Origin of the sequence: Kluyvera sp. (genome assembly GCF_047971185.1) — a bacterium.
Classification (GTDB): domain Bacteria; phylum Pseudomonadota; class Gammaproteobacteria; order Enterobacterales; family Enterobacteriaceae; genus Kluyvera.
Map to the genome: position 1 here is coordinate 90,373 of NZ_JBKDZH010000033.1, position 13,514 is coordinate 103,886.

A 13,514-nucleotide genomic window follows, 5' to 3' on the forward strand; every position below is an offset into this window, starting at 1 on the left:
AAACAAATCACAAAAGCAAGTGATAATACAGTTTATAAAGTATATCCATTGATAAAACGTTTTATCTCGTAAGCAGAAGGAGTCGCGCAGGAGCTATGGCGATTGCAAAGAAAGTCACCATTAACGATGTTGCGCTGGCGGCAGGCGTCTCTGTCAGCACCGTCTCGCTGGTCCTGAGCGGCAAGGGGCGAATCTCGTCGGCAACGGGCGAGCGGGTGTATCAGGCGATTGATCAGCTGGGATTTGTGCGTAACCGCCAGGCGGTGTCGTTGCGCGGTGGGCAAACGGGAGTGATTGGCCTGATTGTCGGCGACCTCTCATCGCCGTTTTATGCGGAGCTTACGGCGGGCATGACCGCGGCGCTGGAGTCACAGGGCAAAATGGTCTTTCTCACCCAGGGCGGCAAACGCGGCGAGCAGATGCTCCAGCGCTTCGATGCCCTGGTCTCACAGGGGGTCGACGGCGTAGTCATTGCCGGTTCGGTCGATCGGGCGGCGGAGCTACGGGCGAAGGCGACGGAAACCGGCACGCCGCTGGTGTTTGCCTCGCGCGCAAGCTATCTCGACGAGGTGGATATTATTCGCCCGGACAATATGCAGGCCGCCCAACTGGTGACCGAGCATCTGATTCGTCGCGGTCATCAGCGTATTGCCTGGCTAGGCGGGCAAAGTTCGTCGCTGACGCGCGCGGAGCGGGTAGGCGGCTACTGCGCCACGCTCATCAAGTACGGCCTGCCGTTTCACAGCGATTGGGTGCTGGAGTGCGAGTCCAGCCAGAAACAGGCGGCGGAAGCCATTACCGGCCTGCTGCGCCATAACCCGACCATTTCGGCGGTGCTGTGCTACAACAGCGTGATAGCCATGGGGGCGTGGTTCGGCCTGATGCGCGCGGGTAGGCAGAGCGGGGAAGACAGCGTCGAGAGCTATTTTGAACAGCGCGTGGCGCTGGCGGCATTTGCGGACGTGCCGGAAGCGGCGCTGGACGACGTCCCGCTGACCTGGGTCACTACCCCCGCGCGGGAAATGGGCCACAGCGTGGCCGAGCGTATTTTACAGCGTATTGATACCGGTCAGGGGGCGGCGCGGAATCTGATTATGCCGCCGCGGCTGGTGGCGCGGAAATAACAAAAAGCCCCTCATCGAGGGGCTTGTCATTTGCGAGAATGACTGACGATTACGGTGCCGGTACGATAGCCGGTGCTTCCGGATCGGCCAGCGTAGGGATCCCGAACATACCGACGAAATCCTCTAGCGGCATTTTCTGCCCGTTCAGCGTGACCTGACCTGCGGCGTACTGCAGGCTGCTGGTGATAGCGTCATCCTGCGTGGTGGTGAGGCGGAACATCTGGCCCATCGCCGCCAGCCCCTGTACCTGCTGTTTGGCCAGTTTAGCCGCTTCATCCTGCTGATAACCTTCCAGCTGGGCGACCTGAGTCATCAGTTCGGTGGCCATGTCGGTCGGAATGACGAGCTTCGCGTCCAGCGACTTCACGCCGCGGTCAACCTGCTGCGCCAGCGTCTGCGCTTCGCCGGTGGCCTGCGCCGGATCTTTCAGCGCCAGCGACAGGTTCAGCGAACTTTCGCCTTTCGCGTTTTTCCAGCTCAGCGGTGACAGTGTCACAACAGGGTCGCCTTTCAGCAACAGCGGCAGCGAGCTGAACAGGGCATCCACCGCTTTCTGCTGGTAGACTTCCGGATTCTGTGCCAGATCCGGCTGTGCCATCAGCGCTTGCGTTTTCGCCTGATACTGCTGGCTGAACTGGTGCATCGCCACGCCGTCAATGCCGTCAACTTTCAGCGTCAGCTGGCCGCTGCCGAAATCTTTATTTTGCAGCTTCAGGCTGTTGAGCGTGTAGTCTAACTGGCTGTTGATCTTTTTGCCGTCGGCGGTCAGCTCGGACTTACCGGCAATACGCATACCGTTCAGTTCAGCCAGCTCTTTTCCTTCCACGGCAATGGCGAGTCGCTCGACGCTCAGGTTCTGGTCACCGATGCGCTCATCAAAGGTGGTGAGCTTGCTGGAACCGTCGGTTTTCAGATCGTTGAAAGTGAACTGCACTTTCTGATCGTATTCGTTCACCGCGTTCACCTGGCCGCTTTTCGCTTCACCGGTCAGTGACACCAGGCTGCCCTGGCTGTCGGCAGAGAGCAGGAACTCACCGCCGCTAAAGGTCACCTTATCGGTCTCTTTTTCGTAATCCAGCGGCTTAAGCGAGATGGCGGAGGCGGTATCGCCGTTGTAGCTAATACGGGTGTTGATATCAAACGGCGACTGCCCTTTGGCGATATCAAACAGCGGTTTGGTGACGTCATTGTTAACCAGCACCGTGTTAACCGATGCCATCGCCGGGACCAGGTTGAAGGATTTCAGCGACGCCAGCGGGAAAGGACCGTGGCTGACGTTTTCGTCCAGCAGCACGCTCTGGCCCGGCTTCAGCCATGAGTTTTGCGCCCCGGCCAGCGGTTTGACGACCATTTTCAGCTGGCTGCTGAACACGCCGCGCTGGTAATCCTGGTAGCTCAGTTCAAGGCCCGCTTCCGGCGCGTTCAGCTTCAGCTGCGCGTTGGCCTGCGCCACCATTTCGGCGATACGTGATTCAAGCTGTTTACCCGTGTACCAGGATCCCGCTGTCCAGATAACCCCTAAAGCGACAATGACACCTGCAGCAACCCGCGTTTTTTTCATCGTATTTGTCCATAAAAATGAAACCAGGCGATAAGGCCGCCTAGTTAAGTCATAAGGCTATGTCAAAGAGTAGCAAGCCTGTCCACAAACTTCAGTATTTACTTTAACTTATTATATACACGCGCTAAACGGCCGCTGCCGCTCACCTGCACAGGCGACTCATTGGCGGCCACGAACGCAGATTCACCCGGTTTTAGCACCAGACGCTGGTCGTTTTTGCTCAGCACCGACTCGCCGTCGACGCAGAAGACAATGGCCGCGCCGTCCTGGGCGAGGCTGGCCTCTTCAGCGGCCAGGTCGTGCAGGGAGAAGGCAAAATCATCGACCGGGATCGGGAAATCCAGCTCGGCGCCGCGCTGTGCGGGCTGGGTGAGCAGTTCGTTGGCCGGTTTGGCGGTGAATTTCACGTTGGCGACCAGTTCCGGGATATCAATGTATTTCGGCGTCAGGCCCGCGCGCAGCACGTTGTCGGAGTTGGCCATCACTTCCAGACCGGTGCCGCGCAGATAGGCGTGCGGGGTTTCGGCGAACAGGAACATTGCATCGCCCGGGTTCAGCTTCACGATGTTCAGCAGCAGCGGGGAGAACAGGCCGCTATCGTCCGGATAGAACTCGGCAATCAGGCGGATAGCTTCCCAGGCGTCGCCTTGCTGAGTTTCCAGCGCGCTTCGCAGCACGCGCAGAGCGTGGGCTTTTTCTTCGCCCTGCATATTCAGCAGCCCGGCGAAGAGGGCGCTGAGGCGTTCGCTGGTCGGCTCGGCGATAAACTGGCCGATCAGCGGACTGGCGTCGGCCACCGGCGCGAGCAGCGCCGCGATGTCAGCGAACTCGCGGAAGGCGTTCATTGCCAGGAACGGCGTCAGGGCAAAAACCAGCTCCGGCTTGTGATTCGGATCTTTGTAGTTACGCTCGGCCGCGTCCAGCGGGATACCCGCCGCGTTTTCTTTGGCAAAACCGACTTCCGCGGCCGTTTTGCTCGGATGCACCTGAATAGAGAGCGGCTGCGCGGCGCAAAGCACCTTGAACAGGTAAGGGAGCTCGCCAAAACGCGCGGCGACGTTTTCGCCCAGCAGCGCGACCTTGTCGGCATCAATTACCTCACGCAGTGAATGTACGGATCCTTCGCTATCGGTTATCTTTGAGCTGCTTTTCGGGTGCGCGCCCATCCACAGTTCCGCCATGGGCAGACCGTCAGGATTGGCCATTCCGTAGAGTTCCGTTAACGCAGTTTTGCTGCCCCAGGCATAGTTTTGCACTGAGTTGATGAGTTTTTGCATTATCAAGCCCTGTTTCAATGTGGATTCTTTGCGACGTATTAAAGCAAAAAAATGCGCTGTCGTATCCTCAAGAAATAAAAAGTCGTACTAGTCTCAGTTTTTGTTAAAAAATTGTGTACGATAGGGTAACTCGCTTTTAACCTGGGCAAATGGATAGACTGCCCTTCACCACATCATCAAAGCAGTAAGTGAGAGCACAATGTCGAATAAACCTTTTTATTATCAGGATCCTTTTCCGTTAAAAAAGGACGAAACCGAATATTATCTGTTGAGTAACGACTACGTTTCCGTCGCAGAATTTGAAGGGCAGGAAGTCCTCAAAGTTGCCCCGCAAGCGCTGACGCTTCTCGCCAAACATGCCTTCCACGACGCCTCCTTTATGCTCCGCCCCGCGCACCAGCAGCAGGTGGCCGACATCCTGAACGACCCGGAAGCCAGCGAAAACGACAAGTACGTGGCACTGCAGTTCCTGCGTAACTCCGACATCGCGGCAAAAGGCATTCTGCCCACCTGCCAGGACACCGGCACCGCCATTATTATGGGCAAGAAGGGCCAGCGCGTCTGGACCGGCGGCGGCGATGAAGCGGCGCTGGCGCGCGGCGTCTACGACACCTTTATCGAAGACAACCTGCGCTATTCGCAGAACGCCCCGCTGGATATGTACAAAGAGGTCAACACCGGCACCAACCTGCCGGCGCAGATTGACCTTTACAGCGTGGACGGCGATGAATACAAATTCCTGTGCATCGCGAAAGGTGGCGGCTCGGCGAACAAAACCTATCTGTACCAGGAAACCAAGGCGCTGATCACCCCGGCGAAGCTGAAAAACTACCTGGTGGAGAAGATGCGTACCCTGGGCACCGCGGCCTGTCCGCCGTACCACATTGCGTTTGTGATTGGCGGCACGTCCGCTGAAGCCACGCTGAAAACCGTCAAGCTGGCCTCGACCAAATACTATGATGGGTTGCCGACCGAAGGTAACGAGCACGGTCAGGCGTTCCGTGATGTCCAGCTGGAAAAGGAACTGCTGGAAGAGGCGCAGAACCTGGGGCTTGGCGCACAGTTTGGCGGTAAATACTTCGCCCACGATATTCGCGTGGTGCGCCTGCCGCGTCACGGCGCGTCCTGCCCGGTGGGGATGGGCGTTTCCTGCTCGGCCGACCGTAACATCAAGGCCAAAATTAACCGCCACGGTATCTGGATCGAGAAGCTGGAGAGCAACCCGGGTAAATATATCCCGGAATCGCTGCGTAAAGCCGGTGAAGGTGAAGCGGTGAAGGTTGACCTCAATCGTCCGATGAGCGAGATCCTCAAACAGCTGTCGCAGTATCCGGTCTCGACGCGTCTGTCGCTCAGCGGCACGATCATCGTCGGGCGCGACATTGCCCACGCCAAGCTGAAAGAGCGGATGGACAAAGGCGAAGGCCTGCCGCAGTACATTAAAGATCACCCGATCTACTACGCGGGCCCGGCGAAGACTCCGGAAGGTTATGCCTCTGGCTCCCTCGGCCCGACCACCGCAGGGCGTATGGACTCCTACGTCGATCAGCTGCAGTCGGAAGGCGGCAGCATGATCATGCTGGCAAAAGGCAACCGTAGCCAGCAGGTGACCGACGCTTGCCACAAGCACGGCGGTTTCTACCTCGGCAGCATCGGCGGCCCGGCGGCGGTGCTGGCGCAAAGCAGCATCAAGAGCCTCGAGTGCGTTGAGTACCCGGAGCTGGGGATGGAAGCTATCTGGAAAATTGAAGTGGAAGACTTCCCGGCGTTCATCCTGGTGGATGACAAAGGAAACGACTTCTTCCAGCAGATTCAGGCGTCACAGTGCGCCCGCTGCGTGAAGTAATCTTTTACCGCCCTTCGGGGCGGTTTTTATTTGCACCATACTTATCTTAGCCTGCCTGAGCACTGTCAGTTCACAATCACTTTGAATTCAAGGAGAAAGTAATGACAACGTCACGCCGCGAAAGCGATTCTATGGGGCCTATCGAGGTGCCAGCCGATAAACTGTGGGGGGCGCAAACCCAGCGCTCCCTCGAGCATTTTCGTATCTCCACCGAGAAAATGCCGCTTTCGCTGATCCATGCCCTGGCGCTGACCAAGCGCGCGGCGGCTAAGGTAAACCAGGATTTAGGCCTGCTGAAGGCCGACAAAGCCGGCGCCATTATTGCGGCGGCGGATGAGGTGCTGAACAACCAGCACCCGGATGAGTTCCCGCTGGCGATCTGGCAAACCGGGTCGGGCACGCAGAGCAACATGAACATGAACGAAGTGCTGGCCAACCGCGCCAGCGAGCTGTTGGGCGGCGAGCGCGGGATGTCGCGATTAGTGCACCCCAACGACGACGTCAACAAAAGCCAAAGCTCTAACGATGTGTTCCCGACGGCGATGCACGTGGCGGCGGTGATCGCGCTGCGCGAGCATTTGCTGCCGCAGTTGGCGGTGTTACAGAAAACGCTGCGTGAGAAGTCTGAGCGTTTTGGCGATATTGTCAAAATCGGCCGCACCCATCTTCAGGATGCCACGCCGCTTACTTTGGGCCAGGAGTTTTCCGGCTGGGTGGCGATGCTGGAACATAATCGCCGCCATCTGGAACAGAGTCTGCCGCATTTGAGCGAGCTGGCGCTGGGCGGTACGGCGGTGGGGACCGGGCTGAATACGCATCCGGAATATGCGGTGCGGGTGGCGCAAGAGCTGGCAACGCTGACCCGCCAACCGTTTGTTACCGCGCCGAACAAGTTTGAAGCGTTGGCCACTTGCGATGCGCTGGTGCATGCCCACGGTGTGTTGAAAGGTCTGGCGGCGTCGCTGATGAAAATCGCCAACGATGTGCGCTGGCTGGCCTCCGGCCCGCGCTGCGGAATCGGCGAGTTGTCGATTCCGGAAAACGAACCCGGCTCATCGATCATGCCGGGGAAGGTTAACCCAACCCAGTGTGAGGCCATGACCATGCTCTGCTGTCAGGTGATGGGCAACGATGTGGCGGTAAATATGGGGGGGGCGTCGGGCAACTTTGAGCTGAACGTGTACCGGCCGATGATTATTCATAACGTCCTGCAATCGGTGCGTCTGCTGGCGGACGGGATGGAAAGCTTCAGCGAGCACTGCGCGGTAGGTATCGAGCCGAACCGCGCCCGCATCGACCAGTTGCTTAACGAATCGTTGATGCTGGTGACCGCGCTCAATACCCATATCGGCTACGATAAGGCGGCTGAAATTGCCAAAAAAGCGCACAAAGAGGGGCTGACGTTGAAAAACGCGGCGCTGGCGTTAGGCTATCTCAGCGCCGAAGAGTTCGACCGTTGGGTGCGCCCGCAGGAGATGGTCGGCAGCCTGCCGGGCAAGGCTTAATCCGTGGCCAGCCACAGGTGCAGGCGCGGGATAATCAAGCGTAGCGGCTGCGCCTGCGGTTTATGCCGATACTGGACGTTATCGGCATCGTAGTTCAGCAGCTCGCCGAGATCCGGCACGCTGACGCCGTCGCGCCCGGAGACGATGGCGATCAGCGGGCTGGGGCAGGCATACTGCACCTGCTTTTGTTCGCCCGCGTACCATACGCGGGCAATCGGCTGTACCTTCACCGGGCGCTTAATCTTCAGCCTGGCCTGCTGCGGCAGGGCGGCAATATCCTGATACTCGCGCTCCAGACGCGCCTGCCACTGCTCACGGGTCCAGGGCGGCACGGCGCGGGGCGATTTCAGGCTTTTTTCCAGCTGTGCCAGCACCTCGTCGCGGGTCAGGTTTTTGATAATATGCTTATTGGCCCAGCCAAAACGGATGGTGCTGGGGTCGGAGAGCAGGGCGAGCGAGCGGTAGGCGTTGAGCGTAATTAGCCCGGGAATATAGCGATGCACCCACTCAAAGCGGGCCACCGGCGGCAGGCCGGAATCCACGGTGATGATCTGCTCCAGTTCTGCCTTCAAACAGTTAATCTGCTGTACGCGCGCGTTTACCGCGTCGTGCTGCTCGCTGCTGGCCTGGAGACAGATCGCGCCGGGCAGACGCACCGCCGCCTTACTGCTGCGGTTTTCCGACTGCTGCTGGATAAACAGGTGGCTGAAGTGTTGAAGCGCCATGGCGAAGGCCGTTTGCCCGAGGTGTTGCTCCACCTGAATCTGCGATAGCGGGGCATGCTCGGATTCTTTACGCACCTCCGGCAGCACGAAAATGCGCGCCGTGAGCAGCCGACATGCCGAAAGCTCATTACGCAGCTCGGCGAGGTGGCGTTCAAGCTGGCGAAAGGTATCGGTTAACCGTTCAACAAGATCGTAGCTGGTCATAGTGATTGCCCTGCCTTTTTAGTTACAACATACTTTGTCTTCACACTATAAGCCAGGATGCGGCACCGTGCAAACCGCGGTCAGCTAGCCGCGGGCAGGGAGATGTGGTGGTAGATGGGCCACTGCAAGCGGAAACGCGCGCCGCCCAGCGGGCTGGTGTCGCAGCTTGCGTGGCCGCCCATCGCGGTGGCGATGGAGTGGACGATCGCCAGGCCGAGGCCGCAGCCGCCCGTGGCACGGTCGCGGCTGGGGTCAAGGCGCACAAACGGCTCGAAAACGCGCTCGCGTTCGTCGGCCGCGATGCCGGGACCATCATCCTCAACTTCCAGGCAGGCCAGGCTGCCGTTCCGCGTCAGGCTCACCTGGATTTTCGTCTGGCTGTAGCGCATCGCGTTATTAATCAGGTTATCAAGCACGCGCTCCATCAAGCGCATATCCAGCGCGCCATAGTCGCCGGGCGTCAGCTGATTCAGCGTGATGTCGCGCTGCGGGTTCACCGCCTGCACATCTTCAACGTGCGCGGCAATCCAGCCGGGGAGGTCGGGCGTGGTAAGCGACAGCTCGGTTTGCGGGCGATCGAGGCGGGCGTAGGTTAGCAGTTCTTCAATCAGCGCTTCAAGCTGGCCGATTTCGCGATTCAGCGCCTGCGATTCGGCCGCGGTCAGATTCTCGCTCATCTCCAGCCGGTAGCGTAAGCGCACCAGCGGCGTACGTAGCTCATGCGCAATGCCGTCGATCAGCTGCTTTTTGCTGGCGATCAGCGCGTTGATATTATCGGCCATCTGGTTAAACGCGACGCCCAGCCGTTCAAAGCTCGATAGGCTGTCAAAGTGGATACGCTCACCGAGATGCCCATCGCCGAAGCGCTGGGCGGCGTTCTCCAGACGCAGCATGTCCTGCCAGTGCGGGCGCATCCAGATAAACACCGGGAAGGCCAGCGAAATGGCGATAAACGCCATCAGCGCAATATCCAGCAGGCGCATCTCGTGCATAAAGTAGAGATAGGGGATCGGCCCTACGGCCAATACATAGTGGCTGCGAGGAATGCGCTGAATAAAGGTATATTCATCGTCAAGTGCGACGATATCGCCTGCGCGCAGGTGCTGCATGGCGCTATCACCCAGCTGGAATTTGCTGAGTGGCTCAATACGCAGGTCGAACGACAGATTCAGATCCAGCTCGTTGAGCGTTTTACTCCAGTTGCACGGCGGAATTTCGCGCAGCTCACTGCGCATCAAATACAGCGAGCTTTTCATCAGATCATCAAGCGACTGACGGCCCGCGCGCTCGGCGGTAAATTTGTAGACCAGCCCGACCAGCATGGTCATGACCAGAAAGCAGACAAACAGCAACAGGTAAAACTGCACAAACAGCTTTTTCATTTAAAACCACCGAACTTTCAATATGTTAGCTAATGCCTTTTTGTGCTGATCACCATGGTACCCGCTGATGTCCGAGGTGAGCGGCGGTTTAGCGCTGCCGCCCAGCGCACGTCTCCTGGCAGAGTATACCGCATAAACCCTTTTCGCATTCTGATGTCTGATTTTGCCTGCCGCCTGGGCTGAAGATAATCACGGCAGAGTATAAAAATAAAGCGAACGTTTTTTAATCGCTCTGTCTTTTATTATTTTATGCCGGCTGGGGGATAACCCATTACTTTCGCTAACCCGTTATTAAACATTCTAATTATAGCGCTACTGGTGATGTTTTTTGATGACAGCGAGCCGTTGACTGGATATAACTTATTACCAGCATTAACATCTCTGTAACGTAAATAAGGTTAAAAAATGAAGCAGGTTGGCATTATTGGTTGGCGTGGGATGGTGGGTTCTGTTTTGCTTCAGCGGATGATCGATGAAGCGGATTTTCATCATATTACTGCCAGCTTTTTTAGTACCTCAAGCGCGGGTGAGGTCGGGCCCGTTATCGATGGTACTCGCTTTATACTGAAAGATGCGTATTCCATTGAAGCCCTGGCCGGGATGGATATTATCATAACCTGTCAGGGCGGAGATTATACGAAAGCAATGTACCCTGCGTTAATTGAACATGGCTGGAATGGGTACTGGATCGATGCTGCCTCCGCGCTACGGATGGATGACCGCGCTTGTATTATTCTCGACCCGGTTAATCGTGAGAATATCGACCGCGCGATAAACGATGGCGTTAAACTTTATGTTGGTGGGAATTGTTCTATTACCTTAAGCCTGATGGGGCTGGCCGGTTTGATAAAAGCCGATCTCATCGAATGGATGAGCGTGATGACCTACCAGTCCGCATCCGGGGCGGGTGCAAAGCAGGTTCGGGAACTGATCGCCCAAAGTGCCTATATCAGCAGGCATTTATCCGATGCGGAACTGGAGCATTCCGGGTCGGTGCTGCCATTAGTCGATAAGGTCAGCGAGCTGATTCGCAGCCCGGGTATGCCAACGGACAGCTTCGGCGCGCCGTTAATGGGCAGTATTATTCCCTGGATCGATAGTGACTTAAACGATGGTAATAGCCGGGAAGAATGGAAGGGCGAAGCCGAAACAAATAAAATTCTGGGGCTTCCGCAGGGAACCATTCCGGTTAATGGCTTATGCATCCGGGTTGGCGTTATTCGGTGCCATAGTGCCGCAATTACGCTAAAACTCAAACGTGAAGTGAGTGAGGAAGAATTTGCGCGGTTGGTGACGGACTCGCACCCGTGGGTTAATTATGTGCCGAATAATAAGCAGGACACGGTTAATCAGTTGACCCCTGCTAATATTAGTGGCTCGCTTCAGGTCGGTATCGGGCGCTATAAGAAAATGGCGCTCAACGGTGAACCCATATACTCTGTGTTGACGGTTGGCGACCAGCTGTTATGGGGCGCGGCGGAGCCCTTACGGCGGATGCTTAATATTCTGCTTAATAGAATTTAAATACCTCATTGAGGTTATAACAGCACCTGTGATGCAGGTGCTGGTTTTACCGAGAAAAAGGATAGGTGTGATTTAATGCAAGAAATTGATTTTTATCTGGTGGATGCTTTCAGTTGTACCACGTTCGGTGGTAATGCTGCGGCGGTCTGCCCTCTGGAAGAGTGGTTGCCAGATGAGACGCTATTAAAAATGGCGAAGCAGCATAATCAGTCAGAAACCGCTTTTTTTATCGTTAAAGATAATGGTTTTGAGCTGCGCTGGTTTACCTCTCTGGGCGAAATCAACCTGTGCGGTCATGCCACTCTCGCCGCCGCGCACGTCATTTTTGAACATCTTAATTACGCGGGCAGCATTATTCATTTTGCGACCCGCTTCGTTGGCCCGCTAACGGTAACGCGCAGCGGTGAATGGATGACGCTGGATTTTCCCGCATGGCACGCTGAGCCGGTAACACCGCCGCCACTGTTGCTGGAAGCCTTAGGCATCACCGCCTTCAGGGAGGTACGCCTTGCACGTGATTATCTGGTGGTGATGGACAATCAGCAACAGATAGCGGCGCTACAACCTGATATCAACGCGATGATCCCGTTGGGAAAAATGGTTTGCGTTACCGCGCCCGGTGATGGGGAATATGATTTTGTCAGCCGCGTATTCTGTCCTGGTGACGCGGTACCGGAAGACCCGGTCACCGGCTCTACGCATAGCATGCTGATTCCCTACTGGGCGGAAAAACTGCAAAAAACACGGATGCTGGCCCATCAGGGTGCAGAACGAGGTGGGGATTTACGCTGCCGGCTAGAAGGTGGGCGCGTGTATATTGGCGGGCAGGCCACCACGTATCTGGTCGGCAAGGTGCTGCTGCGCTAGAAAAACCAGCATCATGCCGTCTTTTTTCGCGAAAGATGCGAATATTAAGATAACCTTAAGAAGATCGCATTTGATGCTAATGAAACGTTAATTTTAAATTTTACTATCGTCAGTAGATTCTTAACCTAAATGGCGATTATGAAATTTGATACGCATTTGACGCTGCCCGTAGTGGCTTTGGTCATCCTCTCGGCACTGTTCCCGCTGGCGGCCGATTGGCATATTCCGCTGTATAACGGTGCGCTGGTGGCTGATATTGAAAACGGGCAGGCGCTGTGGCTGCTGTTCGGCGCGTTGTTTACCGCCTGGTATATTAAGCCGCTGGAAAGAACGGCGGGGGAGAAACAGTTCTGGCTGTGGGCAGTATTGTGGTGGTTGGTCTTGTTAGGGCGTAGCACCAGTTGGGGGCGTGTTTATTTCCCCGAGGCCCCGCATATCATCTTTAGAGTAATTTCTGTGGTTCTGGTGGGCGGCCTGCTGCTGTCTTTATTGTCATCGGCGTTACGCAAAGATATCGCCCGACGTATTAAAGAAATGCCAAAGCCGGTGTGGTTGATGGCGGTTACGGCGATCACGTTTTTAATTTCTGACACCGTTGAACATCACCGTTTTCTGGCGCCGCTGTTTGTTCGCGATCCGCACTATGCAGACCTGATGGAAGAGCTCTATGAAATACCATTTATGGTGGGGCTGTTTCTTGTTACGTTCTATTTCATGAAGCTGGATAAAAGGGAATCCAGCCGTTTTGAAGCCCGCTATCAGCACAGCGTATAAATAAACGCGCCTCAGCATACAGGAAACTGAGGCGCCCTAACGCCGTTTTGCACCCCGCCCTGAATTATCCTTCTCACACCTTAAAATCAGCAGGTTGTTATCATTGCACGCGCAGTGTAATTTGTTTCTTTTCTGGCCGGATGAGGGTGCTATGCAGGCTTTACTGATTATCGACATGCAGGGTTTTGTTCCTGAACGCATCGAACGCGGAATGACATATTTCCCTACCAACAGCATCGACAATATGCGTACGGCGATCGCGGCGTTTCGCGCGGCGGGAAAACCGGTGTTGCACGTCCGTCACGAAACCCTTGAGCCAGACTCGCCGCTCCATCGCGATAGCGCCCAATTTCAGCCGGTCATCGGGTTTGAAGCGCAGGCGGATGAAGTGGTGTTTATCAAAACGACCTCATCGGCGTTCAGCTCTACCGAGCTTCACGGCTGGCTACAGCGGGCCGATATTCACGAAGTGGCGGTGATTGGCGCGGTGGCTGGCTACTGCGTTAACTCGACGGTACGAATGGGGGCCGATCTGGGGCTTTCCATGACGGTGATTCGCGACGCGGTGCTGAGCTTTCCGCTCGATAGCGCCAGCATTAGCGCAGAGGAGGTCTACCGCGTGACCCTCGCGCTGCTGGAAAATGGTTTTGCTGACGGGGTGAATACCGCCGATCTGCAGTTGAAGAGGGTCTGATTTTAGATAATGCTGCCATTAGGCGAAATAT

General features: G+C 56.3%; 11 protein-coding genes. 7 read left to right on the top strand and 4 right to left on the bottom strand.

The window, feature by feature from the left end; translation table 11 throughout:
* Positions 1–95 precede the first annotated feature (95 nt).
* A complete protein-coding gene (locus ACK5JN_RS08785) occupies positions 96–1,124 on the top strand; it encodes a Mal regulon transcriptional regulator MalI (RefSeq protein WP_416869809.1) in 1,029 nt (342 codons plus the stop codon).
* 49 nt (positions 1,125–1,173) lie between these two features.
* Here ACK5JN_RS08785 and ACK5JN_RS08790 read toward each other — a convergent pair whose 3' ends face one another.
* Entirely contained in the window at positions 1,174–2,685 is a 1,512-nt protein-coding gene (locus ACK5JN_RS08790; protein ID WP_416869810.1) for a YdgA family protein, read from the bottom strand.
* Positions 2,686–2,783: 98 nt separating this feature from the next.
* Positions 2,784–3,962 (bottom strand): mannose-6-phosphate isomerase, encoded by a 1,179-nt coding sequence (manA, locus tag ACK5JN_RS08795; protein WP_416869811.1) that lies wholly within the window; start codon positions 3,960–3,962, stop codon positions 2,784–2,786.
* A 199-nt stretch (positions 3,963–4,161) separates the two neighbouring features.
* On the opposite strand from manA, the gene fumA reads away from it, so the two are divergent.
* Both fumA and fumC read left to right on the top strand, forming a co-directional pair.
* Positions 4,162–5,808: a class I fumarate hydratase FumA gene (gene fumA, locus ACK5JN_RS08800; protein WP_416869812.1), complete on the top strand. Its 1,647-nt coding sequence runs from the start codon at positions 4,162–4,164 to the stop codon at positions 5,806–5,808.
* A gap of 101 nt (positions 5,809–5,909) precedes the next feature.
* The gene (gene fumC / locus ACK5JN_RS08805) at positions 5,910–7,313 is read left to right on the top strand and encodes a class II fumarate hydratase (RefSeq protein ID WP_416869813.1); all 1,404 of its coding nucleotides are present in this window, start codon (positions 5,910–5,912) and stop codon (positions 7,311–7,313) included.
* On the opposite strand, the gene tus is transcribed toward fumC, so the two are convergent.
* Together tus and rstB are read right to left on the bottom strand one after the other, a co-directional pair.
* Positions 7,310–8,242: a DNA replication terminus site-binding protein gene (gene tus, locus ACK5JN_RS08810; protein WP_416869814.1), complete on the bottom strand. Its 933-nt coding sequence runs from the start codon at positions 8,240–8,242 to the stop codon at positions 7,310–7,312. The two genes, fumC and tus, sit on opposite strands and share 4 nt — an antisense overlap.
* Before the next feature lie 80 nt (positions 8,243–8,322).
* Positions 8,323–9,624, bottom strand: coding sequence for a two-component system sensor histidine kinase RstB (gene rstB / locus ACK5JN_RS08815; protein WP_416869815.1), 1,302 nt, complete (start codon positions 9,622–9,624; stop codon positions 8,323–8,325).
* Between the two features lie 405 nt (positions 9,625–10,029).
* Here rstB and asd point away from each other — a divergent pair, with 405 nt between their 5' ends.
* From asd to ACK5JN_RS08835, 4 genes are all read left to right on the top strand, one after another.
* A complete protein-coding gene (gene asd / locus ACK5JN_RS08820; RefSeq protein ID WP_416869816.1) occupies positions 10,030–11,148 on the top strand; it encodes an aspartate-semialdehyde dehydrogenase in 1,119 nt (372 codons plus the stop codon).
* Positions 11,149–11,223: 75 nt separating this feature from the next.
* Positions 11,224–12,015: a PhzF family phenazine biosynthesis protein gene (locus tag ACK5JN_RS08825; protein WP_416869817.1), complete on the top strand. Its 792-nt coding sequence runs from the start codon at positions 11,224–11,226 to the stop codon at positions 12,013–12,015.
* A 138-nt stretch (positions 12,016–12,153) separates the two neighbouring features.
* On the top strand, positions 12,154–12,789 hold the full coding sequence (locus tag ACK5JN_RS08830; protein WP_416869818.1) for a hypothetical protein: 636 nt from the start codon (positions 12,154–12,156) through the stop codon (positions 12,787–12,789).
* Positions 12,790–12,940: 151 nt separating this feature from the next.
* Complete coding sequence (locus ACK5JN_RS08835; protein ID WP_416869819.1) at positions 12,941–13,483, top strand: isochorismatase family protein; 543 nt, start codon at positions 12,941–12,943, stop codon at positions 13,481–13,483.
* Positions 13,484–13,514: the final 31 nt, after the last annotated feature.